The 26,420-nt window shown below is 42.0% G+C and carries 22 protein-coding genes; 9 read left to right on the top strand and 13 right to left on the bottom strand.

The genetic code is table 11. The features are described 5' to 3' along the window. Positions 1-42 precede the first annotated feature (42 nt). Positions 43-678, bottom strand: a complete 636-nt coding sequence (locus tag ACEN2L_RS12055; protein ID WP_441744012.1) for an RpiB/LacA/LacB family sugar-phosphate isomerase — start codon at positions 676-678, stop codon at positions 43-45. A gap of 246 nt (positions 679-924) precedes the next feature. Between ACEN2L_RS12055 and ACEN2L_RS12050 the strand changes: the two genes are divergently transcribed. Further along, on the top strand, positions 925-1,437 hold the full coding sequence (locus ACEN2L_RS12050) for a hypothetical protein (RefSeq protein WP_306021078.1): 513 nt from the start codon (positions 925-927) through the stop codon (positions 1,435-1,437). A gap of 89 nt (positions 1,438-1,526) precedes the next feature. On the opposite strand, the gene ACEN2L_RS12045 is transcribed toward ACEN2L_RS12050, so the two are convergent. Next, positions 1,527-2,768 (bottom strand): malic enzyme-like NAD(P)-binding protein, encoded by a 1,242-nt coding sequence (locus tag ACEN2L_RS12045; protein WP_306021077.1) that lies wholly within the window; start codon positions 2,766-2,768, stop codon positions 1,527-1,529. 612 nt (positions 2,769-3,380) lie between these two features. Between ACEN2L_RS12045 and ACEN2L_RS12040 the strand changes: the two genes are divergently transcribed. From ACEN2L_RS12040 to ACEN2L_RS12025, 4 genes are all read left to right on the top strand, one after another. Further along, the gene (locus tag ACEN2L_RS12040; RefSeq protein ID WP_441744009.1) at positions 3,381-3,806 is read left to right on the top strand and encodes a hypothetical protein; all 426 of its coding nucleotides are present in this window, start codon (positions 3,381-3,383) and stop codon (positions 3,804-3,806) included. Between the two features lie 78 nt (positions 3,807-3,884). Beyond that, complete coding sequence (locus tag ACEN2L_RS12035; RefSeq protein ID WP_441744007.1) at positions 3,885-4,562, top strand: YjbF family lipoprotein; 678 nt, start codon at positions 3,885-3,887, stop codon at positions 4,560-4,562. Between the two features lie 32 nt (positions 4,563-4,594). Then, complete coding sequence (locus ACEN2L_RS12030) at positions 4,595-5,314, top strand: capsule biosynthesis GfcC family protein (RefSeq protein ID WP_441744006.1); 720 nt, start codon at positions 4,595-4,597, stop codon at positions 5,312-5,314. Further along, positions 5,314-7,428, top strand: coding sequence for a YjbH domain-containing protein (locus ACEN2L_RS12025; RefSeq protein ID WP_441744004.1), 2,115 nt, complete (start codon positions 5,314-5,316; stop codon positions 7,426-7,428). The genes ACEN2L_RS12030 and ACEN2L_RS12025 overlap by 1 nt, the downstream gene beginning before the upstream one ends. A gap of 37 nt (positions 7,429-7,465) precedes the next feature. On the opposite strand, the gene ACEN2L_RS12020 is transcribed toward ACEN2L_RS12025, so the two are convergent. The 3 genes from ACEN2L_RS12020 to imuA are packed head-to-tail and all read right to left on the bottom strand — an operon-like array spanning position 7,466 to position 12,697. Then, positions 7,466-10,576 (bottom strand): error-prone DNA polymerase, encoded by a 3,111-nt coding sequence (locus tag ACEN2L_RS12020; protein WP_441744002.1) that lies wholly within the window; start codon positions 10,574-10,576, stop codon positions 7,466-7,468. Next, a complete protein-coding gene (locus ACEN2L_RS12015) occupies positions 10,576-11,994 on the bottom strand; it encodes a Y-family DNA polymerase (protein ID WP_441744000.1) in 1,419 nt (472 codons plus the stop codon). Before ACEN2L_RS12015 ends, ACEN2L_RS12020 begins: the two co-directional genes overlap by 1 nt. A gap of 13 nt (positions 11,995-12,007) precedes the next feature. After that, the gene (gene imuA, locus ACEN2L_RS12010; RefSeq protein ID WP_441743998.1) at positions 12,008-12,697 is read right to left on the bottom strand and encodes a translesion DNA synthesis-associated protein ImuA; all 690 of its coding nucleotides are present in this window, start codon (positions 12,695-12,697) and stop codon (positions 12,008-12,010) included. A 242-nt stretch (positions 12,698-12,939) separates the two neighbouring features. On the opposite strand from imuA, the gene ACEN2L_RS12005 reads away from it, so the two are divergent. Further along, on the top strand, positions 12,940-13,404 hold the full coding sequence (locus tag ACEN2L_RS12005; protein WP_441743996.1) for an EVE domain-containing protein: 465 nt from the start codon (positions 12,940-12,942) through the stop codon (positions 13,402-13,404). 2 nt (positions 13,405-13,406) lie between these two features. On the opposite strand, the gene ACEN2L_RS12000 is transcribed toward ACEN2L_RS12005, so the two are convergent. Both ACEN2L_RS12000 and ACEN2L_RS11995 read right to left on the bottom strand, forming a co-directional pair. Then, positions 13,407-14,372: a hypothetical protein gene (locus tag ACEN2L_RS12000; RefSeq protein ID WP_441743994.1), complete on the bottom strand. Its 966-nt coding sequence runs from the start codon at positions 14,370-14,372 to the stop codon at positions 13,407-13,409. A gap of 176 nt (positions 14,373-14,548) precedes the next feature. Continuing rightward, entirely contained in the window at positions 14,549-15,325 is a 777-nt protein-coding gene (locus ACEN2L_RS11995; protein ID WP_306021511.1) for a 3-keto-disaccharide hydrolase, read from the bottom strand. Positions 15,326-15,517: 192 nt separating this feature from the next. Here ACEN2L_RS11995 and ACEN2L_RS11990 point away from each other — a divergent pair, with 192 nt between their 5' ends. Then, on the top strand, positions 15,518-18,121 hold the full coding sequence (locus tag ACEN2L_RS11990) for a glycosyl hydrolase 115 family protein (protein ID WP_441743992.1): 2,604 nt from the start codon (positions 15,518-15,520) through the stop codon (positions 18,119-18,121). 117 nt (positions 18,122-18,238) lie between these two features. Here the strand turns inward: ACEN2L_RS11990 and ACEN2L_RS11985 are convergent, their stop codons facing one another. From ACEN2L_RS11985 to ACEN2L_RS11970, 4 genes are all read right to left on the bottom strand, one after another. Further along, positions 18,239-18,742 carry a hypothetical protein gene (locus tag ACEN2L_RS11985; RefSeq protein WP_306021513.1) on the bottom strand — a complete coding sequence of 168 codons (504 nt, stop codon included), beginning with the start codon at positions 18,740-18,742 and terminating at the stop codon, positions 18,239-18,241. Continuing rightward, entirely contained in the window at positions 18,739-20,505 is a 1,767-nt protein-coding gene (locus ACEN2L_RS11980) for a DUF885 domain-containing protein (RefSeq protein ID WP_441743990.1), read from the bottom strand. Before ACEN2L_RS11980 ends, ACEN2L_RS11985 begins: the two co-directional genes overlap by 4 nt. A 74-nt stretch (positions 20,506-20,579) precedes the next feature. Beyond that, positions 20,580-20,912 carry a DUF1820 family protein gene (locus tag ACEN2L_RS11975; RefSeq protein ID WP_306021515.1) on the bottom strand — a complete coding sequence of 111 codons (333 nt, stop codon included), beginning with the start codon at positions 20,910-20,912 and terminating at the stop codon, positions 20,580-20,582. Positions 20,913-21,058: 146 nt separating this feature from the next. After that, complete coding sequence (locus ACEN2L_RS11970; protein ID WP_306021516.1) at positions 21,059-21,637, bottom strand: TetR/AcrR family transcriptional regulator; 579 nt, start codon at positions 21,635-21,637, stop codon at positions 21,059-21,061. Positions 21,638-21,771: 134 nt separating this feature from the next. On the opposite strand from ACEN2L_RS11970, the gene ACEN2L_RS11965 reads away from it, so the two are divergent. Further along, positions 21,772-23,406 (top strand): M28 family metallopeptidase, encoded by a 1,635-nt coding sequence (locus ACEN2L_RS11965; protein ID WP_372340899.1) that lies wholly within the window; start codon positions 21,772-21,774, stop codon positions 23,404-23,406. A 70-nt stretch (positions 23,407-23,476) separates the two neighbouring features. On the opposite strand, the gene slmA is transcribed toward ACEN2L_RS11965, so the two are convergent. Continuing rightward, positions 23,477-24,067: a nucleoid occlusion factor SlmA gene (gene slmA / locus ACEN2L_RS11960; protein WP_306021517.1), complete on the bottom strand. Its 591-nt coding sequence runs from the start codon at positions 24,065-24,067 to the stop codon at positions 23,477-23,479. 46 nt (positions 24,068-24,113) lie between these two features. Beyond that, entirely contained in the window at positions 24,114-25,304 is a 1,191-nt protein-coding gene (coaBC, locus tag ACEN2L_RS11955; RefSeq protein WP_441743988.1) for a bifunctional phosphopantothenoylcysteine decarboxylase/phosphopantothenate--cysteine ligase CoaBC, read from the bottom strand. A 129-nt stretch (positions 25,305-25,433) separates the two neighbouring features. Here coaBC and radC point away from each other — a divergent pair, with 129 nt between their 5' ends. After that, complete coding sequence (radC, locus tag ACEN2L_RS11950) at positions 25,434-26,108, top strand: RadC family protein (RefSeq protein ID WP_306021519.1); 675 nt, start codon at positions 25,434-25,436, stop codon at positions 26,106-26,108. Positions 26,109-26,420 lie beyond the last annotated feature (312 nt).

The following is a 26,420-nucleotide window of genomic DNA, read 5'->3' as shown; positions in this document are numbered from 1 at the left end:
TAAACTGGCCTTTTTTGTAAGCAGTTTTTAAGCCTAATAGGATTATACAGTAAATGGTCTCACAAAATCCGCGAGTGCTTGATCTTGGCAATGCTCAAAAAAACAAGCTTGGAAACGTTTACCGCCTACAGCAGTCTTAACTAACTCAGGGTCAAGTGCTTTCAACCCCTCTAACAAAGGTTTGCTGGTTGCCACTTTAACGCCGTTAAGTATCCCAGCATTGGTTACTTGCGATTCACGGCGCTCAGGTGGATAACCCATACCCGTGTCACCCGTAAAGGCTTTTTCAAAAATATAACGAACATTTAGCTCTGCCCCCCAACCAAATCCTTTAGCAAAAGGTAAAGCAAGTGCATTGCCATTATTGATCTGAGCAAACAAATAGGCATCAGCAGGGTCAATACAATAGCCACAAGCAACGCCTGGATAGGCATTTAGCGACATTAATGCGCCTTGACCAGTACCACAACCCGATACGACAAAGTCCACTGCCTTTGAATTTAACAATAACGCGGCAATAATGCCTAAATGGATATACGTTAGACGATGGTCATTGTCATCACTCATTCCGACGTTAAACACTTCATGGCCTAATCCACCTGCTACATCGTTTAATTGTGCAAGTACCACTTCATTTTTAGCTGCTTGGCTAAACTCGTTCATTAAGGCAATTTTCATTATTACTCCAGATATTCATCTTATTGACGTGAATTTTGGCATTAATACGGGTCTGACTAAACCAAATTAATCAGATAAGTTTAATTATGAATATTTGTTCGATTCACCAAGTGGTTACGATTGGATTTTTGTAGGGGTATGCCTAGCTTGAAATCAGCAGAAACACATTTATTGCAATACAGTTTAAATTTCACTGTGGGTGGGCCTTAAACGCGGTAGAATCAACCTATAAATTTTGGAGGTTAAATGGTCTCTTTCAAACGTATCACTTTATTTTGTTTATTAATGGTAGTCACATTGAGTGCCAAGGCATTCGAAATCACCCTTGCAGAGCAACAAATTAATAGCATGTTAGCCATGAGCTTTCCGGTAAAACAAAGTTACCAAGGCTTTGATGTGACATTTACTGATCCTAAAGTGACCCTCATCAGCAGTACTAACAATATTGCCTTAAAAACGGTAATAGTGGCGGAGCAAAACGGCCAAAAATTACGCGCCATTGCCAGTGCCCAAGGACAGGTGTACTTCAACAAACAACAACAAGTAATTGAAATTATTAAACCTAGCTTGCGGGAATTTACGGTTCTTGATAACTCGATAGCACAATCTGCAGCTGTTTTAGATTCGTTGAAGCAAGCAATTGGTCAGCAATTACCAATGATATTTTTACTTGATATAAAACAAATCAATCAGCTTTTTCCTGGATTACAGCCGCAAAATATTGTTATTCGAGATAATGCCTTAGTCATCAGTTTATAAAATGGGCCCCCAAAGGCACAAAATCAGTAGAAGCATTAAAAGGTCGCTTGTCAACTCAAGTGACAAGCGAGCCGAAAATATACGGGAGTCTACATCATATAGTTAGCGGGTAGAGCGATTCTGGCAACGCCAGATTCAACAGCAGCCAAGGCAACCGCTTTTGCCACTCGTTTAAGCAAGCGCGGATCCATCGGCTTGGGAATAATATACTCTTTACCAAAACTCAAACTTGTCACGTTACTGGCTTTTAACACTGCTTCAGGCACAGTCTCTTTTGCAATACTTCGAATAGCCTCAACTGCGGCAATTTTCATCTCGTCGTTTATGCGCGAAGCGCGTACATCTAAAGCGCCACGAAAAATAAACGGAAAACACAATACATTGTTTACCTGATTGGGGTAATCAGAGCGCCCGGTGGCCATGATAAGGTCTTGCCTGACACTATGTGCCAGTTCAGGTTTAATTTCAGGATCGGGATTAGAACAAGCAAAAATAACCGGATTAGGTGCCATCAACGTCAATGCCTCTGCGGGCAACACATCAGGCCCTGAAACGCCAACAAACACATCAGCATTGTCTAAGGCATCTTCTAAGGTTCGTTTATCAGTATTATTGGCAAAAAGCTGCTTATACTCAGTTAAATCGACGCGCCGCGTATGAATAACACCTTGACGGTCTAGCATATAAATTCGTTCACGCTTAGCGCCGCATTTTACTAATAACTCCATACAAGCTATAGCGGCTGCACCGGCCCCCATACATACGATGGTAACTTCACTTATGAGTTTGCCTTGAATCTCCAGAGCGTTAAGCATTCCGGCAGCAGTGACTATTGCCGTACCATGTTGATCATCATGAAATACCGGCACATCACAACGTTCAATTAATGCTTTTTCTATTACAAAACATTCTGGTGCCTTGATGTCTTCTAAGTTTATGCCGCCAAATGTATCCGCAATATTGGCCACCGTATTGATAAAGTCATCAGCAGTTTGATGTTTAACTTCTATATCAATGGAATCAATGCCAGCGAAACGCTTGAATAAAAGCGCCTTACCTTCCATTACTGGCTTAGACGCTAAGGGACCTAAATTTCCCAAGCCAAGGATAGCGGTACCATTAGAGATAACTGCGACTAAATTTCCTTTGCCAGTATATTGATAAACCGCGTCCGGATTTGCTGCAATTTCGCGAACAGGTTCTGCTACACCGGGGCTATAAGCCAAGGCTAAATCAGTTACACTTTCTGCTGGTTTAGTTAGTTCAATACTGATTTTTCCAGGCACCGGTAAGGAATGGTAGTCAAGAGCTTGCTGACGAAAATCTGTCATTGTGATTGTAATCCTGTGTGTAGGGTTTGAAGCTAAGTTGTTGTATAACCTGTATTATTTCACATTGAATTACAAAAAGACGTAACCCCATGAGTTTATTATAGTTTTTAAAATACTCGGCTAAGGTGAATGTAACACAAGTGTATTTACGAAACCTATTCGTTAAGCATGGTTTTTAGCAATTTTTGGCATAAACAAGAATGATAAAAAGAGTGTCGGCACTGACACAAACTGGTCTTACCCTATTCATAATTTGTTAAACGCTTTAAATGACCAAACAAAATGCAACAATAGACAAAGAATCAACTCTTTTTATATTTATTGAATAGCGGATCATAAAAAGAGTAAATTATTTCACCACACTCCTCATTTCGGTTGAAAATTATTGTTGCCGCGAAAAACATTTTTTTCTCCTTGCATAAATTTTTTAAGCTCTTGAATTTTAAGTTATTTAAAGTAAACTTTTAGTGATTTTTTCGATTTGTGTTAACACCAAATCCGGAGACTTCAGCTGCATCATATATTTGACTAATAATTGATTGAATTCCCAACAGTCATGAATTATTATGTTTGCCTAAATTTACTTTTTAAAATTTTTTGCAAGGAACAATTATGAAGAAATTTGCGATATCAATATTGACTGCAGGATTGCTAATTTCTAGTAATCTTTATGCTCAGGAAAATGCTGGCGGCACTTACTCATCTAAATACAGTATTGGTCAGATGACTTTACCTCAAATCGCGGCTGCGGCTGCGGCTGCGGCTGTGGCTGCGGCTACCATTGCTAATAGCAATGGTAGTGTAAAAACCCGCCCTCCTGTAGAGTGCCCAGATGGACAAGAATTAGTTGCTGGTGCATGTGTACCCGTCGAGCCAGTTTATACATGTGCTGAGGGCGATCAACCACCGGTTGATGGTGTGTGTATCGGTACAGCTTCTACAGTTACTATTACTGGCACTGGTACTGGCACTAACACTGGTACAGCTACCATTACCGTACCAGTAACATTTACTTATGCACCCGCTCTAGTTAACTAGTAGTTAAGTGTAGTTTAGGGAGCCGCCATTTGGCGGCTTTTTTATGTGTCTTATTCCGCTCTTCGACTATTGGTGAATATGCAACAACGTAAATTTTGTCTCATTTTATTTTTAAGCCTGTTGTTTGTCTTGCCTTCCTGTTCTTCAACACATGAAGCGTATATAAATAGTATGCGCATGGCATTTGAAGACCCTCAAAATTTTGTATTATCCACAGAACAGGTAAAGCAGTCTCCAGCGGATTTAATCTATGTAAAACAGCAGGACTCAACAACCATAATATTAGCCCTAGCTTTCATAGAAAATGGTAACTATAAGTGGGTCTCGGTTGATAATGCAGCGCTCATCGAAAAAAATGGTCGAATAATTAAAACCATTTCTTTGAATGATAATCTCAATTTTATTTTTTCAACATCACCTGACCCATTGTTATCTCCTGACACGATTGACGAGGCTACAACTTGGCACAGAGTGATTGACTTTAATTCCGTCAATTTTGGTGTCAATGTAGATTCAACTTTTTCTGTTCTGGGGAATCGCTCTATCACCATTCAAGATAAATCGATTGATACTCTTTTAATTGAAGAACAGGTTCATATGACTGCAAGTAAACTACGAGAGCAAGAGGAACACAGTTGGGTGAATCAGTTTTGGTTACATCGGGAGACCGGGCAACTTTTGCGTAGCAAACAGAAAATCCTACCCAACGGACATTTTTTTGATGTCACATATGTAAGCCGGGCCGTGAGATTATGATTTATTTACTTTTCCAAAAATGGAACGCTATTTTGACGCGTGTATTAGTTTTGCATATCTTTATTTTATTTTCGAATATTTGCTCTGCAGACATTAATATTAATATAAATCAGCAAAATTTTACCTTTGCTGAACCTCCGCGTCTTGACCAAGTTTTGCATAATATTGCTTATGCAGACAACTGGTACTGGCCAGCAGCCAAATTGTTTCGTTTAAATACTAGCAATGCTATAACACTGCGCAATGACGTTCTAACTAAGCTGAAGTTTATGCAATTAAGCGCGTCGGATGAGAATGCAGTGTTAGTCGGTGACCTCATAAAACAGATAAAAAATTGGCAACTAGCTGATCGAGTCATCATTAACCTAGACTATGATCGCGCTCAAACTAATCCACAATTAAACCCGCAATTTGAACAAGGGCAATACCAAATCGACTTAGTTACCCGCCCCAATTTTTTTAATGTATTTGGTTTAGTATCGCAAACACTTAATATTTCGATGAAAAAAGATACCTGCGCCCATGAATATATTGCAGCTAACCTCCCAGAGCTACAAAATAAAGATTCTGTTTACCTCATTACGGCCGATGGTCAAATTGATAAAATAGGCATTGCTTATTGGAATGCCGCCTGCGTTGACATTATGCCTGGCAGTCAAATATTTGTTCCTTTCGATGAGTCGCAATTTTTTAGTGACAACCAAGATTTGAATAATCAAATCGCTCGACTTGCCTTAAATAGGATAATGTAATGGTTAGTATTACCGACTTTTTGCGTCAGCTAGGTGTATGGATTTTTAGCTTCGCAATAATGGCTACAAGTTTATCAATTAAAGCTAATGGTCCACTGGTTCATAACCACCCCTCACAAATGGTGCAAGGAGGAGTAGGTTTAATACAAACACCGACTGCTCGCATGGCTGCCGATGGGAGTCTGACTCTCAATTATACGGATAATGAGGAATATCGGTTTTGGTCCGCTACATTACAATTATTCCCTTGGATGGAATCAACAGTAAGGTACACCGATGTGCGAACCCGCTTGTATAGCCCCTATCCCAGTTTCAGTGGTAAACAAACACTTAAAGATAAGGGGATAGATGTCAAATTTCGTCTCTTGCAAGAAAGTTTTTATACTCCGGATGTCTCTGTAGGTTTTAAAGATATCGGTGGTACAGGCTTCTTTGATAGTGAATTTATTGCTTTGAGTAAAGCTTTTGGATCGCTGGATTTTCACCTTGGTTTAGGTTGGGGCTATTTGGGAACGGGCGATAATTTTACTAACCCTTTTTGTGAAATTGCCGATCGCTTTTGTGATCGCGAAGATGGTTTTTCTGGCAGTGGTGGTACCGTAGAATTTGGTAAATTTTTTAAAGGCAGCACTTCATTATTCGGCGGAATTGAATATGTGACGCCGGTAGACGGTTTAGTGCTTAAGCTAGAGTACGAGGGTAAAAATTATATCAATGATAGGGCAGGTAATTTAGTTCAAGATTCCCAATGGAATGTTGGTGCAGTGTATCAATGGAAAGATTTCGACTTCAGTTTAAATTATCAGCGCGGTAACACCATTGGCTTCGGCATAAGCTACAAGCTAAATATGCATACGGCTAAACAGATTAAGCTAGACAGAGCGCCGCGCTCTTTAATCAACACCACACCCGCGGTTTCAATGCAAGACCTTGATAGAAACAAACTCTATAATGAATTATTAAAGGATGGTGGTTTCATACTGAATTCCACTTATCAAGCGGATAACCAAATCACTTTTTATGGTTCGCAACTTAATTATCGCGACAAGGATGAGTCTATTCAGCGTGTTGGCCGCATTCTCGCATCAGAGCTTCCAAATGATATTAAGCAATACCACATAATTGAAAATGCTGGTAGTTTGCCCATTCTTGAAACCGTCATTGATGCAGATACATTTAAGTCCGCTGCGCGCCTAGAGGCATTGGAAAGTGATATTGGCTCAACTTATAAGCGCCAAGATCCCTCAGAAGAAGCGTTAACTCATTATAATCCCAATATCACCTCTGGTATATTTTATGGAGCAGAAAGTTTTTGGATCCAAACTTTTGGTAACCCGGAAGATTTTTACCTATATCAAGGCGGTTTATATATGACTGGAGGCTATTCCTTCAATAGCCATTTTTCCATCCAAAGTAGTATAAAAGCGACGTTACTGGAAAATTTCGATAAATTTAATTACAAAGTTGATGGTCTTAATACGCCTTTACCCCGTGTTAGAACCTACACAAGAGAATATGTCACACGCAGTAAAGTCACCATGGAGTCGGCTTATTTAAGTTGGTTCGATAGAGTTATGGAAGATACCTATGCCCAAGCTTATGCTGGTTACTTAGAAGGGATGTTTGGTGGGGTAGGCGCTGAAATTTTATATCGACCTGTGGACAGCAACCTAGCATTTGGGGTGGATTTGAACTACGTTCAGCAGCGTTCTTTTGAGAATGATTGGGACTTTATGGATTATAAGGTCCTAACGGGACATGCCAATGTTTATTGGCGCCCCTCATTTATGTCAGACACTCAAATAACGGTGAGTGCCGGACAGTTTTTAGCCAAAGATAAAGGCGTAAATATCGAGTTTGCTAAACGGTTTGACAGTGGCATGATCGTGGGTGCCTACGCTGCTTTTACCAACGTAAGCGCTGAAGAGTATGGCGAAGGAAGCTTTACTAAAGGCTTTTATATCTCTATTCCTTTCGACTTATTTGTCTTTGAACCTGCCAAAGGTAGAGGCAGAATCCCTTGGATTCCTATCGCTCGTGATGGTGGTCAGAAGTTGAATAGACCTTCTGAGTTAAATGACATGACAGACTTACGCTCACCTTTCTTGAACTAAAAGCTTGCCTTAGCGAGAGGCTGTGCATAGGCGACATTTAATGAAAATCTCTGGAGCGGGAATCAAGCTGGGCAATTAGGTGGCTTAAGTTTTCTAATTTTCCGGCTATGATATGGGTGACGCCACCGTCGCCCCGCTCCAAAATACCATTCACTTTTAATATTTTAGATTTTAAATACGCTTGCTTCTGGGCTCTCGCAGTAGCCAACCACACAATCACATTCATACTACCGGTATCATCTTCTAAAGTAATAAAAGTAACGCCTTTTGAGGTGCCTGGGCGTTGTCGGCCAACCACCAAGCCCACCACACTAACAACCGTTTTATGCGGCCGATTAATGAGTTGTTCAGCACTCACATGCTTAGGCAGAAGCCCTGCCTCTCTGATCAAGGCAATAGGGTGTTTGCCCAAGGTTAAACTCATTGAAGCATAGTCTTCAATTAAGGTATCACTGGCACTCGGTGTTGTAATTCCAAATGAAGCTTGCATACCGATGTCTATCGACTCAGCAACTTGATTAAATAATGGCAAGTCACTCTCGCTATCCATTAACGCCCACCGTGCGGCATAACGATTATCACTGATACAACTAAAGGCATTGGCACTGGCCAATGCCTCCAAATAGTGACGGGCTAAGCCCAATTTTTTAATTTGTTCCATCCGTTTAAAACCACTTAATGGTCTCTGTTGTAATACAGAAATTAACGCGTTTTTCTTCAAGCCTTTAATCAGGCTAAAACCTAACCTAATAGCCCAATCATTATTATAAAATTCGAATTTATGTTCGTAGTCAGAAGCGTTGATACACACAGGTAATATATGAATACGATGACGCTGCGCATCTTGTATTAATTGTGCTGGCGGATAAAAGCCCATCGGCCAGCTATTTAACAATGCGACGTAAAATGCCTGTGGATAATAGTGTTTAAGCCATGAAGATACATAGGCTAATACGGCAAATGAAGCAGAATGCGACTCTGGAAAACCATATTCACCAAAGCCTTTTATTTGATTAAAAATCCGCTCGGCATAATCTAACTCATAGCCTCGTCGCAACATGCCGTTGACTAATTTATCGCGAAACTTAAGCAGCTCACCCTCTTTTTTCCAAGAGGCCATGGCCCGCCTTAGTTGATCAGCTTCACCGCCAGTAAAACCTGCAGCCACCATGGCCATTTTGATCACTTGCTCTTGAAATATAGGCACGCCGTTAGTACGTTTAAGTACTGCCTCAACGGCTTTAGATGGATGATGGATTTGCTCTATTCCATCGCGCCGTTTCAGATAAGGGTGTACCATATCCCCTTGTATCGGCCCAGGCCTTACTATGGCGATTTGTACTACTAAGTCGTAATAACATTTAGGTTTGAGTCGAGGCAACATGCTCATTTGTGCACGTGACTCAATTTGAAACACGCCTACTGTGTCAGCTTGTTGAATCATCTCATACACTTGCCTGTCATCACCTAACTTAGTTATTTTCGCAATACTCCAATCATGCTGATAGTGGGTACTTACTAAATCAAAAGCTCGGCGAATCGCACTCAGCATACCTAAGGCCAGTACATCAACTTTAAGTAAACCTAAACTCTCAAGATCGTCTTTATCCCACTGAATAATAGTGCGCTCAGCCATGGCGGCATTTTCAATAGGTACTAAGTGATACATGGGTCCGGCAGAGATGATAAAGCCTCCTACGTGCTGTGATAAGTGCCGCGGAAACCCTTTAATTTCATTCACCAAATAGACAAAATGTTTGCCTTGCAATGATTCTGAAGCAAAGCCAAGCTCAGTAATTTGTGCTTGCCAATCAACTTGCACATCACGGCGGTCGATGTTTTTAATAAAAAACGCCAATTGGCTTTCATCAATACCCATGGCTTTGCCAATTTCTCGAATCGCACTTTTTTGTCGATATGTCACTACCGTGGCTGCAATGGCGGTACGTTCACGTCCGTATTTTTGATAAATGTACTGAATGATTTCTTCACGTCGATGATGTTCAAAATCCACGTCGATATCTGGTTCTTCTTGTCGTTCTTTTGAAATAAAACGCTCGAACAATACATCGATTTGCCGAGGATCCACTGCGGTGATTTCCAAGCAATAACACACTACCGAATTGGCGGCAGACCCACGACCTTGATAAAGGATGTTTTGCTTTTTAGCGAATTGTACAATGTCATAGATAGTCAAAAAGAAGTATTCATATCCCATCTCTTTGATGAGCTTCAACTCTTTGGCAATGATCCGTTTAATCGCAAACGCTAACTTACCGTCTTGGGCAAAACGCGTATGCATGCCCAGTAAAACTAATTCCCGTAGGTATTGAGTCGCCGTTTTTCTTTCAGGTACTAATTCAGCGGGATATTCATAGCGTAATTCGCTCATATCAAAGGTACAACGATCAGCAATCTCAACCGATTCCTGTAACCATTTCTGCGGATATAAACGCTGAAGTTTTTCTAATGGTCGTAAGGAACGCTCACTGTTTGATAATAAATGCCGCCCTAAACTGCTGATGCTTTTACCTTGTTTTATCGCAGTTAAAGCGTGTTGTAACATCAAACGCTCAGGATCATGCATTAACACTGCACCACATGCGGTGATCGGCAGGTGGTATAATTGCTGTAAACAACGACAATGTTCTAAATATCGGTGTTCATTGGCAGTAAGGTGGCGCTGCACAGCAATCCATAAACGCTGTTTGAAAATGCTTTGTAGCTGTTTGGCAGTTTGATGATCACTAGGGACGTCACCGGTAGGTAACCACAGGGCAAGGCAGTGCTGACAACTTTTAAGATCCCAACTATCCAGTTGATACTGACCTTTAACTGCGCGGCGCCGAGCATTGGTAATGATGCGGCATAACTCTGCATACGCCTGACGATTTGGGCACAGTAATATCACGCTAAGCTGGGCGTTGAGTTTGAATAAACTGCCCACAATCAACTTAATACTCAATTGGTGATCTTTAATAGCGGTAAAAGCTCTTACCACGCCAGCTACAGAACACTCATCCGTTATAGCAATGGCTTGATAAGCCAAAAAGTCAGCGCGCTTTACCAGCTCTTGTGGATGTGAGGCGCCTTGTAAAAAAGAAAAATTACTCTGACAAAACAATTCAGCATAACTAGAACTGCGCATTAGCTAAAAACACCGTGTAAGTACCAAACCGCATCTTGCTCTTTAAAAACCCAATACCACTGACCCTGTTGATTTCGCGCAATGTAATAATCACGGACCACGGTGCGATTATCCCACCAGCCGGTATTGAGCCGTTCTGGGCCATGTACAATACTCACTTTTTCACGTAAAGGTTGCGGAGGCGTTAATAAAAAACTAGGTCGCATGGCCTGTAATATATGGCTCACATTATGATTGGATTCATCGAGCAACACCGGTGGGGCATAGTTTGCAGCATGCTCAGGACGATAATCGTCATTAACAATTGGACTCATCACTGCCTTTTCGCCTAACTTAGCTTGCAGCAGCGAAACCAATTGCAAACGCGATAACGTGCCTTGTTTGGCACTAAATAAGTCGCCTTTATCAGGACTTCTAATTTGCGTTTGCCCCGTTGTCAGATTGATGGCATAAACCGCAGAATCTAAGCGTAGCTGCTCTAGCTTGATTTTAATCAGCGCTTGCCATCGGCTCGCTAAATATTCTCCTTGTTGTGAACCAATCGTCCATTCAATAGGCTCATGTTCACGTTGATAAAATAGAATGATAAGAGTCTGTGTTAATCGGTCACGCAACTTCAAAAATTGTTCTAATGCCTGTAGTAAATGCCCTAATGGTCTGTGTAAAAACTGACTATTATCTATATCAAACAATAATTCCATGTAACGCCTAAATATCTCAGGCGGGTGATAAAATTCAATTGGATGTTTAAACTCTGCACTTAATCGTCCTAAATAATTAACTAGCCCAATATCAAAACGTTTAGCCATATCAGCAAAAGAAATGGCAAGTAAATCTTGTATCGTACGCACACCTACACGTGTCAATTGCTGCTGCGTTTTAGGGCTAATATCTGTTTCATATAGTTGGCACTGAGAAATGTTGTGATGCAGTAATCTAAGATCATCGCTAATGGTATCCCATTTTTTTTTAGCTAAGATTTTAGCCGCCAATGGTGAGTGCCCCGTGGCGTAATGGTAGGTCAGTTTTAAAGGGGCTAATTGGTTTTTTATCACTTGCCAATAATTCGCTAAGTCACCATACAGTCTCAGCATATGGTTAATTCTAAGCAACAAGCCCTGTGGTGCAAAAAAGCTAATATCACTGGTGCTGAGATATAATATTTCAGCAATTTCTTGTAACTTGTTGTCGTTTATTTTGGGCTCATAAGGCACCACTTGTAGGTCTTGTGCCAGTGCAGCAGCCGTTCCTAAACCCATATTTAAATTAATACCTACAGCTCTCGCCTTTGCACTCACTTGGACTATGTTATGGCTACGCTGATCTAAGATCACCAAAGGAGGCATCTTTTCGCCTTGCACTTGAGCAAGCAAAGCATCTAATTGCAAATTGGGAAAATCGAGATACAACCACAACATGATTGCGTTTTCGCTATGCGATTTGAGAATGACGATTCGGAAACTGCACGACATTTTCTGCGATAGATTGGCAATTCAACTCAGGCCATTTATTACTCATATCCACAGTGAAAGCAGAGCTAGGCCAAGCCCCTTTGCGTTTGGTTACCTCAACATGTAAGCCTTGAGGCTGCGCACGTAAACGTAAGGCTAAAGATACCGGTAAAGCAGTCTGTACCGTTTTTTGCTGGCGTAACATGGTGATGAGGGCATCCCCCTTGTCTGCCGCCAGATGCAAACGTTTCACTTGATTTATGGCTATGTCGTGCTGCCACAGCACCACGCTATAACAACAACCACTGGCTAAGCATTGCTCTGCACACCACAAAGATTGCGCGCTTGAAATAGTTTTTAGTATCAAAACACGATGTAGTTCAAAGCCAAACTCCGCTAACATTTCACTGTTTAATAGCATGGGAGGAGCGATAAAAACCAACAAACGATCACCACTTTGCTGACGAGCCAATAAATCAGGCAACAGTAAACGAAGCTCGCCAATGCCAATGGGGCTTTCAATGTCTATTACTCCATTTTGCGGAAAACCGCCTTGTAGTTGTTGATCTAACTCACTAAAACCCGTGCTATTTGCATACGCTATTTGGCTAGTATGATTAGCTTGCCATAAGAGGTTTTTATTTTTGAGATGTTCAAGGATAGGGTTCATAAGCTCACAACATACTGTAATTATATACAGTATATTTAGGCTTTTTTGAGATGCAAGTTTTGCGTCATGGTAAAAATCTAAGTTACTAAAAAATAGACGTATTTATCTGCGGCCTAAAAACTTTTTTAATGCCGTTAATAAACTTAGCTTTTGAACATTTTCACAGTGCATCAGACAAACTTGAAACCACGACTAAATCGAGGATAATTAAGGCTATCTGCTTCATTTATCATGGCAATCCAATGCAATACTGGTTATTTAAATCTGAACCTGACGCCTTTAGTATCGATGACCTCGCTGCTAAACCCGATCAAACCGAACACTGGGACGGGATTCGTAATTACCAAGCTCGTAACTTTTTGCGCGACGAGGTTAAACAAGGTGACCAAGTATTGTTTTATCATTCCAGCTGTAAAGAAGTAGGCATTGCCGGCTTAGCTGAAGTAGTAAAAGAAGCTTACCCCGATCACAGCCAATTTAATCCCGAGTCCAAATATTTTGACCCTAAAGCCAGTCCAGACAATCCTCGCTGGGTGATGGTAGATGTGCAGTTTAAACAGAAGTTTTCTAGAGTGCTGAGTTTAGCCAAAATCAAAAGTATGCCAAATATTACTGAGATAGGTTTGGTTAAAAAAGGCCACCGTTTGTCGATAATGCCGGTGAGCAAAAACGAGTTTGAGCTGCTTTTGAAAGCAACAAAGGGGTAGGTTTACTCACCAAGCAAAACGATTTCGTCACTTTGAATAACAGGCTTATTGCGCTCAAGTTGACGAATAAAGTCCAGTAAATAGGGTTCATCCCTTCTAAAGTCTTGGCCAACAACGTTGGTATTGTTGAGGTAAAACACTGAACGATTATTATTCTGCAACATCGCCACCGTGCTGGCGAAATAGCGATTGAAAAGCGCATCAAACTGACCACTTTCGGCGGCTTGTATAAGTCCATACCTTAAGCGCTGGCTTAACTTAGCTTGCTTTTTACTCACGAAAAAATACATTGGTAAATAGGTGTAAACTGCGAAATTGTCAGCAATTCTTAAACTAGGCATGTTTTTTTGATAAAGCGGCAGCTCTGCTTCAATTTCATAAATGCCACGCATCAGTAAAGAGAAGCGATTGGCCTCTAACATAGGGAAGAGTGTTTCATAAGTAGGGCCATACATCACTCTAAAACCATTGTCTTCTAGTATTTTAGCCGTTGACCACCCTCGACCCTGACCGATCATTTGCTTTTTTAGAACATCGAGCGATTCAATTTCTGCCAAAGCACTTACATGTGCTTGATCAGTAAAAAACATACGATAACTTGCAAGCCCCTTCATAATTGGAAAATGCACAACGTCGGCTTTTTCCAACCAACTGGGCAAGGGCATTGATGTAGCAACAGACAACCAATCCCCTTTTTCTAACTGAAGCAATTGTCGGCCCACTACCGTTTCAAAACGTTGGCGAATGATCTTAAAAGGTCCATATTTTTCTGTAGATAACTGCAGTGCAAGGGTTAATAAATCATCGGTATATCTACGGTGGGCAGCTGGCCTGTCCATATAAGGGATATTCACTACTGTTACGTTATCCATTAATGGTGAAACATTGGCATGGGCGACAACACCGCAGGCACTGGCTAAAAATAATAGTGTGATTAGAAAATAAGCTGAAACGCCCCGATTTATCATGTAGCAGTAATCTTTATTAGTATTGTTAGAACAGGGATAATTAAGATTAAATTTTATACACGATTGGCACGCCTAATACTAGGGTTCTGCATTTCCCATACCAATAAACATAAAATACATGGGAGTATGGGGAAGCGCGCAATATCATTTACACCCCATAAATGTATTACCAACCTTCAGAGTCTTCTAATGATGATATTTTTAAACTCTATGGGCTGGCCTTCACTTTGCAAACCAATATAACCCGATTGGAGTATCTTGCCGTGTTCTTTATATTCGGGACTTTGCCCCACAACAATGCCATCTTTTCCATCAATCGTGGGGCGACTGTATTGCAAAACAACCTCGCCGTTGATCATATGCGTAATCGTGTTCTGCTTAACGATCAACTCTGCGTGTACCCACTGTTCTTTTGTGAGGGCTTTAAAATTCGATGGCAAACAATGTTCTGGATATATCTTTTGCGCATAAACAACATCAGTACCCGGTGAGCACATACTGCCAGTAAAACGAGAGCCATCACCCGTGTCAGCCAAAAATTGCATTTCTACTGATATAGGCCAGTTTTGGTCTAGGTTGATAGAACGAGGAGACTGGCTGTGAAACATCACGCCGCTATTGAGTCGGGCATAACTAGGGGCACCTTCTTCAAACTCACCAATAAAACGGTAATCGAGTCGCAGATGAAAATTATCAAAAGGCGTATTGTAGAAAAGGTGACCAAACTCATCATTGAATTCATATTGGTCGTACCTGACTTTAAGCAAACCGTCTTCAACTCTAAACGTATTGCCATAATTTTCTCCTACCTTGTGATGATTAATTTTGACGGTCCAATTTGTTAAATCGTTACCATTAAATAAGTTCACCCACTGCTCGGATGGCTTGTCAGTTGCACATCCACTTAGCCAAAAACATATGGATGAAAAAACAAAAAATCGCTTATGTAGCATGGCGTTCCTCATTGATTATTTTTAAATGGTACCCTCGCCCAAACGACCACCTTAACACCTAGCATACAAAATACCCTTATTGAATTAACAAATTTAGTAAACCCGGCAACCACTTACTTACCTCTATACTGCGTACTGAGTTTTCAGACGCATCTCATGTGATCTGAATGAGATGAACAATAAGGCTTAGTTATGTATAATTTTTTACGCGTTAGTTTGACCGTTATCAGCATATCACTTTTTTCTTTTGCACAGGCCTGTGAGGTACCCGCCTCGGTATGTTTGCAGAAACATAAGGGGAGCTTCGAACTAATAAAAGCGGGCCAACCAGCCACCATTTTTGTAGAAAAACAAGCTAACTCAGCCTTGCAACATGTCGCTCAAAGCTTTGCGCAAGATTTGGCTTTGGTTAGTAGCAAGAAGTCAAAAACAGTGCATGATCTCAATGAAGCCAATGACCGAGTAGTCATTATCGCTGAAGCAGGTCAAAGTAAGATAATTGACCTGTTAGTCACTCAAGGCAAGCTCAATATCGACGACATCACAGGCAAATGGGAGGCGTATAAGCGCGTGGTGATTGATTCGCCTTTCGCGGGGATCACTCAAGCTTTAGTGGTGGTAGGCGCAGATAGACGCGGTGCGGTATTTGGTACTTACGAGTTATCAGAACAAATGGGGGTGTCACCTTGGTACTGGTTTGCTGATGTACCCATTGAACATCAAAATGATGTTTACGTGAATGCAGGTGAATATCAAGACGCCCCTAAAGTGCAATATCGCGGTTTTTTTATTAATGACGAAGCACCCAGTTTCACCACATGGTCTTATAAACATTTTGGCGGTTTAAACGCCAAAATGTACACCCATGTTTTTGAATTATTATTAAGACTAAAAGGCAATTATTTGTGGCCTGCTATGTGGCCACCCAAAGCCTTTAACGATGATGATCCGAACAACATGAAACTTGCTGACGCCATGGGTGTGGTGATGGGTACGTCCCATCATGAACCCTTAAGCCGAGCCCACCATGAATGGCACCGCAACCAAGATAAAGGTATTACTGGTGGTAAGTGGGATTACGCCAGTAATGCAAAAAACTTACGTGAGTTTTGGCGTGGTGGCATAGAGCGCATGATGTCAAAGGGCGATGGGCAAGGCTACGAGTCCTTAATCACCGTGGGGATGCGGGGCGATGGTGATGAAGCCATGCACGAAGATACCGCAACTCAGTTGTTAGAAACAATCGTCGCAGATCAGCGCAAAATCATTGCACAAGTGACCGAAAAATCGGCAGAAAAAACCCCGCAAGTTTGGGCCTTATATAAAGAAGTTCAAGATTATTATGATCACGGCATGCAGGTACCAGATGACGTCACGTTATTATTCGCTGATGATAATTGGGGGCAAATTCGCCGTTTACCCACCACTAACCTCGAGCGTTCAGGGGGCTTTGGGGTGTACTACCACTTCGATTATGTTGGTGTGCCACGTAACTACAAATGGCTCAATACCGTGCAAATAGAAAAAACATGGCAACAAATGGATCTTGCTTACAAACGGGGTGCTCACAATATTTGGATAGTCAATGTAGGTGATATTAAACCCGTTGAGTATCCTCTAAGCGCTTTCATGGCACAAGCATGGAACCCAGAAGCCATGACTTTAGACAAGCTACATGCTTACCCTAAAGACTGGGCACAAGCCGCGTTTGGCACTAAACATGCCGATAAAATTGCCATGCTAATTACTCGCTACAGCCAATATGCCGCAAGGCGTAAACCTGAACTTATCGATGCCAACAGTTTTAACTTGGGGGAATCAACAGCCGACAGTCTAGACGGTGGTGAATTTGCCAAACTTGTGCATCAGTGGCAAGACCTTGAGCAAGAAATGCTAATGCTTAAAAAATCATTAAGCGAGCCACAACTACCTGCCTATTATCAGCTGGTAGAGTATCCAATTGCTGCTTTATCTAATCTTTATGCACTTTATTATGCAGCAGCTTGGAATAACCGCTTAGCGGCTACCAATGACAGCAGAGCGAATTTTTTTGCGGACCAAGTAGAATCGACTTTTGCGCGGGACCAACAACTTACCGATACTTATCATGGTCTGTTAAACGGCAAATGGGACGGCATGATGGCACAAGCCCACATTGGTTATACCAGCTGGCAGCAACCAGACGAGCAAGTCATGCCGGCCATTACCCGAGTCATCAACGACAAGCCCAGTAAACCTATTCAATTTACTGAGCAAAACACAGGCAAATTACAGCCTAATATCAGTGCCATTGAAGGGCCTGATTTTAGTCGAGCGGTCAACAACAAAGGCTTAACATGGAAGGTCATTAACCACTTAGGCCGCACCAAAGGGGCTGTTACAGCATTTCCTCAGGGGCAAGAGCCCACCAACAAAGACGATGCGGTACGATTAGAATATGACATCATTGTCGAACAGACTGGGGATTTAAGTGTGCAGGTGTTTTTGGTACCCACTCTCAATACCACCGGTCAAGCTACCTTACGTTTTGGTTTATCGGTCGATGATGGTCCCATGCAAGTAGTGGCAGACAAACTATTACCAGCGCCTAACGCCACAACTCTACAAGAACAACGGGATTGGAATGAAGCGGTAAAAACCAACGCACGTATGTTACAACGGGTATTTGTTGATGTTCCCAAAGGGCAGCACACCATCAAGTTATGGCGATTAGATGACAACGTAGTTGTACAAAAAATTGTTGCCAGCACCTCGCCTATTCCACTCAGTTATTTAGGTGCATCTGTTTCTAAATAACAGGCTTCGAGTGAATAACAGCGAGCTTATTCACTCGATTGCTCGATTCTGATGGTAAAAAATGACTTTAAACTACGCAGTAAAAACTTTTTTTTTGACTATCCACCCACCGAAATCTCAGATAGCGGCCTCTTCGATTGCAGCTTCGGGGGCTTTGGTTTTAGTCGTCAGTAAATTATTACAGGCTGCTAAATAGCCATCCAAGGTGTTTTTACTCCACGGCACCCTTACATCAACTGACTGGCGAGCGATATATTCTTGCACCGCTGCCATATCAATCGTTGCCCCCTCTAACGCCCCTTTGATTGCTTCTTCAACTGTGGCATGTTTTTCACAGCACTGCATGACAACAAACTCGACGTTTTCGACAATAAATTGCGCCACATCTAAGTCATTACCATGTAATACGCCATGACGTCGCAACGCATCTAACTTTAAGCGATAGCTATTAGTTAATTGTTTAGACATTAACATAATTGAACCAAGTGAAAACTTGGTGTTTTTCTGTAAGGTTTTAAGTTCGAATTTTGCTTTATTTAATTCTGCTTGGGCATTTTGTGCACGCAGAACCAGAAAAATCAAGGCTAAAACTAAGACCGCTATCACGCCAAAGATGATCATGGTTGGTTCGCTATATAATGTTCAATATTGGTTTCTAGAACAGACAATGGCACTGATCCATAGGCCAGCACAGCGTCGTGGAATGCCCGCAAATCAAAGCGTTCACCCAATTTTTCTTGGGCTTTTAAACGCAACTTTTTAATGCTCAGCTCGCCTATTTTGTAAGACAAGGCTTGAGCTGGCCACGAAATATACCGGTCGATTTCAGTTTTAACATTGTGTTCTGACAAAGCAGTATTTTCTAACATAAACTCAATGGCTTGCTCTCTAGACCAGCCTTTTACGTGCATGCCAGTATCAACAACCAAGCGGCACGCACGCCACATTTCGTAACTCAAACGGCCAAATTCGTCATATGGGTTAGTGTACATGCCCACCTCTTTGCCAAGGTATTCAGCATACAGTCCCCAGCCTTCACCAAAAGCCGACATGTAGCTATAGCGCCGAACATTAGGCAAGTTTTGCATCTCAGCAGCTAAGGATATTTGCAAATGATGGCCTGGTACTGCTTCATGTAAGGTTAATGCCGTCAGTGCATATAAGGGACGTTTGTCTAAGGCATAGGTATTAACCCAATAGTACCCAGGTTGATCATCGCGAGTGGGTGCAACATAACGCCCAGTCGTGTACTTAGGCGCAATAGATTCAGGCACAGGAGCTACACCATAGGGAATACGCGGTAATATATTAAATAACTGCGGTAAGCGAGCGTCCATCTTTTTCGCGATATACGACGCTTGCTTCAATAACTCTTCTGGCGTTTTTGCATAAAAACGCGGATCGCTACGTAAAAAGTTAATAAACTGATTTATATCACCTTCAAAATCGAGGCCATCTAACACAATTTGCATTTCAGCACGAATACGTTTCACTTCACTTAGGCCCAATTGATGTATATCTTCGACTGGCAAGGTGGTGGTGGTGTAGTGATTGCTGCGATTTTGATAATACTCGAGGCCTTTAGGCCAGCTGGTAGCGGCAATATTATCTTTGCTTGCAGGTAAATATTCTTGTAGCAAAAAATCGTAAAAATCCTGATAAGCAACAAAAACAGAGTCTTGGATAATTTGCTCAGCTTGAGAACGCAGACGGTTTTTTTCAACTGCATTGATCGCCACACTATCAAGTTGTAAAAAAGGCTGATAAAACTCGCTCTGTTGGGGCTTTTCAAAAATAAACGCTTTCACGGAATCTTCAAAGCCTGTGAGTACCGCTTTAGGCTGCACTATACCGGTTGCGATGCCCTGCCTCATCCAATAAATTTGCTCAGCGAAAATACGGGGAAATTGCGCCAATCGAGCAAGATAATTTTGGTAGTCTTCAACACCCTTAAAACGCGTCATCGCAGGTAAAAACGCTAAGCTACTATGAAAACCAGACTCAGAAGTAAGAGGCATAAAATGCGCATTAAAGGCATATTGGTCGATGTAGTCTTGCAAACGGTAGCGCTGAACTTGCAGTGTAATTTGCTCATTTCGGCTCAATTCAGCGCTATTGATAGTCGCTAAACGCGCTAAAAAAGAGCGGTATTGAGCATCTTCTGCCGCCAAACCTGCCGGTGATGTATCGGCGAGGCGGTCATCAAACAGATGCACTCCATAACCCGTTGCACTCACTGGCTGAACAGATAATTCGTACTGCCAGATCTCATCCAACAAGGTATTAAACGCGGTTTCAGTGTCTTCGCTAGCCTTAGCATAAGTACCCAGTGAACAACCCACCAAAACCAAAATAATACACAATCGCGATACAACTAATTTCATCAATAATCCGCATGCTTTTCAGAGCTTAGATCGCAGCATAAGAGATTTGACCCCGTTTTGAAATGACCATGTGGTTATTTTGGGGTATTTTTCGGGGTGTAAATAGGACTAGGAAAAGCCATCACCTTATCAGATAGTTGACTAATTTTAGAACTTCCCTGCTTTTTTACTTCATCGATGCGCAACACACTATGCATGGGAATATAAGTACGGGTGACGTCGGCAAACTCTGATTTTAATTTTTCGTGACTTGGGTCTAGTACCAAACTCGTATGGCTATCCCAGACAAAGTCACCTATTTCAACAAAGCCAAACATCGAGCCTTGCGAGACCTCTCGCACAAACAGTTCATAACGCTCGCCGTTACTGATAAATTGAATACGAAATAAGGGATTTTTAGTAGACATGATGACAACTCAAAAGGGGTGAATAAAGGATAAAACAAAGGCATTTGTTTTTTGCTGTTATGATGGCTAAATATGGAGATGAATCGGGCTGTTCTCAAGGCTTAGAGTAAAATCTACTGACTCATTTGGTGTTCAAACGACCTAATCTATACCGGCTTGAGTGATAAGGGCCCCAGTAATGCTTGAGTCGCAATTTGTAATTCATCAGTATCGCCAGCCAAAATGGCATTTACAGCAAAACCCTGCACATAACTTGTAAGCTGCAACGCTGTGGACTCTATATTAGTTTGTGGATGTAGCTGCTCTAAATTTTGTGCTTTTTCTAAGCAACCAATAAAATCAATTTGTAAACGGTCGAGGTAATGACGGCCAATTTCCCTAATTTTCGCATCGTCAAAACCAAGCTCTGCAATACAATTAATCAGTAAACATCCCTTCCCTTTGACATGTTTGACATAGGCTTCAAAAAACGCAGCAATAGAGGGCAATCCTTGGTTTGTCTCAAGGTGTTGCATGATCTTTTTAAGGTAATTTTGCTGGTAATGTGCCAACACCAAGTATAAGAAATGTTGTTTACTGCCAAACTCAAGATAAAAACCACGGCGATTAAACTCAGCACGCGCAATAATTTCATCCATGATCGTCCCGTGATATCCATGTTCGAGAAAAATATCAATGGCTTGGTTTAGTACGGCGTCAACATTGTATTGCGCTTTACGAGGCATAAAATTCAGTCAGTTTTAGAACATATGTTCTCAATAGATTAGCTGACATAATGATTCTGTCAAGATGGCATTTTGCAGCAAACTCGCTTAATGTAAGACGGTTTTATTCAACAATAATAATAGTGAGTGCTTTGATGACTTTACGCAGATACACCAGCCTTCTAGTAGGCTCAATCATATTAGCAGCCTGTCAGGCTGATGCCCCAAAAATGGAACAACATGCCGATCCAATGCGCATTAAATCCCACATCCGATTTTTAGCTGATGACTTGTTAGAGGGGCGCGATACTGGCTCACGTGGCCACGAAATAGCCTCGTTGTACATCGCCGCCGAGTTTGAGAAATATGGCTTAAAACCCGCTGGCGATGATGGTACTTACATGCAACGCATTAACTTCAGACAAGCCCATGTTGACCAAGCATCAATTAACATGACGTTGAGCAGCGAAGAAGGTGATATAGAACTCTCTTACCCGAAACAGTTTTTATCTGGCGCAAACCCGGTGACTGAACACGCCTTGTTGGAAGGTAAGTTGGTTTTTGTGGGTTACGGTATTGTAGCGCCTGAACTACAGCATGACGATTATGCGGATGTTGATGTTGAGGGTAAGGTTGTAGTGGCGTTGTCTGGTAAGCCAAAATCATTCCCTAGCGAAGAAGGCGCTCATTTTGGCTCTAGCTCTGAAAAACAAAAACACGCCAGCGAAAATGGGGCGATTGGCTTTATTACTATTAGTACTCCAACTGCTGAAAAAGTGCGCCCTTACCAAAATTTACTGAACTACTTGCACACTCCAAGCGTGCGATGGTTAGATGCAAGTGGTCAGCCAGCGAATGTGTTTCCGCAACTGCTAAGTAGCGCTTATTTAAGTAAAGAAGCAGCAGAACTTGTGTTTATTAATGCCCCGCAAAATCTCGATGAGATTTACGCTATGTTAGAAGAAGATAAATCGCCAAAGGGTTTTGACATACCTCTGAGCGTAAAACTTGAATCACGTAGCGAGCACAAAACGATTTCAAGCCCTAATGTTGTCGCTATTCTGGAAGGGTCTGATCCTGAGCTGAAAAAACAATATATCGTTTACTCTGCTCATTCTGATCATATCGGTTTTGCTAAAACAGTCGCCAAAGACAAAATCAATAATGGCGCGATGGATAATGCAACAGGTACTTCGGTATTGCTTGAAACTGCGCGTTTATTTAGTCAACTCGAAAACCGCCCTAAGCGTTCGATTTTATTTGTTGCGGTAACGGGCGAAGAAAAAGGCTTGTTAGGCTCTGATTACTATGCACAAAATCCTACTGTGCCACAAAGTGCCTTGGTTGCTAACGTTAATTTAGACATGCCAATTTTGACCTATGAATTTGCTGATGTGATTGCCTTTGGTGCTGACCACAGTGATTTAAAAGCCTCAGTTGCAACAGCGGCCGAGAATATTGGCTTAATCCTTAGCCCTGATCCATGGCCAGAGCAAGCGCTATTTACTCGCTCTGATCACTACAGCTTCGTTAAACAAGGTATCCCTTCGGTATTTATTGTACCGGGCTTGCAGTCTGCGGATCCAAACATTGATGGCAGCAAACAATTTGGTAACTTTATCGCGACCAATTACCACAAACCAGGCGATGACTTTAATCAGGCCTTTAATTGGAAAGCGGCGACCAAGTTTGCCGAAGTAAACTACCAAATTGGTTTAACCTTAGCGAATCAAGCAAAACGCTCAAGCTGGAACGAAGGTGACTTTTTTGGTGATACCTTCTCGAAATAAATGCATAGCCAATTAACACAAAAAGCCCGCTAAACTAGCGGGCTTTTGCATGGGGCGTATAAAACAGCGACTAGTTAAAAAACTGCTTATTAATAAATTGCCATTGTTCAGTAAAACCTTCAGTGGGACGGCGAGTAAATTCACTACGAATAAATTGATTGATCCTACCGTCGGCATAACAAATTAGCATGTTGGCAATCAAACCTTCGTCTGCAGGTAGAGTTTTACCCTCACGTAATTTACGCTCTCGTAGTACTTGTTTCATCTGCGTCTCTAAGCGCTCAAACAATTGTGCGATACGCTCACGTAATCGGTCTTGCTCACCCATTAGAGCATCACCGTTTAGAATCCGAGTAATACCAGGATTTTTTTCTGCAAAACCTAAAATAAGATGCAAAATCAGCTGGCAGCGAGTAGCGGTGTCTTTTTCTTCGTTGAGGATTTTATTAATACGAGAAAATAAGGTTTCTTCAATAAACTCAATCAAGCCCTCAAACATCCGCGCCTTACTCGGAAAATGACGATACAACGCAGCTTCAGACACTCCCACGTGGGCGGCCAACTTTGCCGTAGTCACTTTTTGACCAGGGCTGGTTTGTAACATACTGGCTAGAGCTTGCAGTATTTGGGCACGACGATTGGGGCGTTTTGTTGCTGGCATTATTTGGTCCTAATTAGCAATGGCGTTCACTATATTGTTTTGTTTTCTATTTAAATTGTTCTGACACGAGTTGCAACAATTGCAAGGCCAGTTTCTGTTTATCGGCCATCGCTAAGGTAACTTCACCCCCCGGCCAAAATACCGATAAGGCATTTTGCTCACTGTTAAAACCAATACGACTATCTGATACATCATTGGCCGCAATCATGTTGAGCTTTTTACGGGCTAATTTTGATAGTGCGTATTCTCTAACGTTCTGTGTTTCGGCAGCAAAACCTAAGGTAAAGGGTGGATGTTGCAAATGTGCTACATCGCTAAGGATATCAGGGTTTTTAACAAAAGTAAGCGTTAACTCTTGGTCATTTTTCTTAATTTTTTGCGGGGTAGTTTGTGCGGGTCGATAATCAGCAACGGCAGCACAGCCAATAAAAATATCGCAGGTAGCAACCTGTTCCATCACACTTTGATGCATTTGCTCCGCACTTTTAACCTGCACCGTCGTCACCGCTTGCGGAACAACAAGGTTAGTTGGGCCACTGACTAAAACCACCTCAGCGCCCATCGCTTGTGCGGCTTTTGCTAAAGCATAACCCATCTTACCCGAGCTATGATTAGAGATATAACGCACCGGATCAATAGCTTCTTGTGTTGGACCGGCCGTAATCATCACTTTTTTACCTAGTAGCACTTTCGAAGGCAAAGCTTCATTTAATAAGTGAGCAATATCTTGTGGCTCTAACATTCTTCCTAAGCCGACATCGCCACAAGCTTGTTCTCCCGCAGCTGGCCCTAAAATGCGAACATGACGCTGGCGTAACACATTTACATTTTGCTGGGTGGCACTGGCATGCCACATTTGCTGGTTCATGGCCGGAGCAATAACGATAGGTGCAGCCGTTGCCAGACACAGCGTCGATAATAAATCATCGGCCAAACCATGAGTCAACTTCGCCATAAAGTTAGCCGTTGCGGGCGCAATTAATAAGATATCAGCCCATCTTGCCAGCTCAATATGCCCCATTGCCGCCTCTGCATCTTTATCCAGTAAATTATCAGAGACAGGATTTCCCGAGACCGCTTGCAAGGCTAAGGGACTGACAAACTCCAGTGCAGATTGGGTTAATACCACACGTACATTGGCACCTAGAGCCACGAGTTTTCTGACCAAGTCTGGGGCTTTATAGGCAGCAATGCCGCCGGTTATACCTAACAATACATTTTTATTATTTATCGACATAACATACTTATTTATGGATTAACCGTCTCTAACTCCCTGTAATATTGGCTGGAAAGGCATCCTTTTGCTAGGCTTATTTTACTTCACATTCCGGATTGAGTCTCAATTCAAGCAAGAAGGCAAGGAAGCATGAAAATTACTGATTGGCCCGTGGATGAAAGACCCAGAGAAAAGTTACTTAAGTTGGGCTCAGAATCACTTTCTGATGCCGAACTTCTCGCCATTTTTTTACGTACCGGTATTCAAGGTTGCAGCGCTGTTGATTTAGCCCGTTATTTATTATCGAGCTTTGGCAGTTTACGTGGTTTATGTAGTGCTTCTCAAACCGAGTTTTGTAAGGTCAAAGGTTTAGGACAAGCTAAGTTTGTACAGTTGCAAGCCAGTGTGGAGATGACTAAACGTTTTCTTGCGGAAAAAATGGATAGAGTCGATGCACTCAACTCAGTAGAACAAACCCAAACATTTTTACTCTCTAAGTTACGCGATCAACGCCAAGAAGTATTTGCCATGCTCATGCTTGATAGTCAACACCGTTTAATTAAGTATCGCCCTATGTTTTACGGCACCATCGATAGCGCCAGTGTGTACCCAAGGGTGCTTGTTAAACAAGCCTTAGATGATAACGCCGCAGCGGTTATTCTCGCGCATAACCACCCATCAGGCGTAGCTGAACCAAGCCAAGCGGATCAACATATCACTCGGCGGATTATCGACGCCATGGCTTTAGTCGACATACGAGTGCTTGACCATTTTGTTATCGGTGATGGCGTAGCGGTGTCTTTTGCCCAGCGCGGTTTACTATAAAATATGAGTTGAGCCATGCGAACGTCATTAAAAGCGCAATAAGTGATGATTCCGCTAAACGGCTTTTGTACTAACCTAGGGCTTGAGGATAAAAACTGTTGAGGGCATAGTGCATTAAAAAGGTAGCTAGGTGCCATTGAGTCACATTTTGGGCACAAACGAGATGACGGCGCTGTAAAATTGTTCGAGATCAATTTGATGATCTGAAAAGCGATAAAACTTAATAAGCCCATCAAAACCCCCTTCGAGATAGTAAAAACGTAGTTTTTCTGCAAATATTCTTGATCTCACTTAGGGATTGCTGTATAAAAT

Origin of the sequence: Flavobacterium sp. W21_SRS_FM6 (genome assembly GCF_052119645.1) — a bacterium.
Lineage (GTDB): Bacteria > Pseudomonadota > Gammaproteobacteria > Enterobacterales > Alteromonadaceae > Paraglaciecola.
This window is presented reverse-complemented; position numbering and strand designations above follow the sequence as displayed.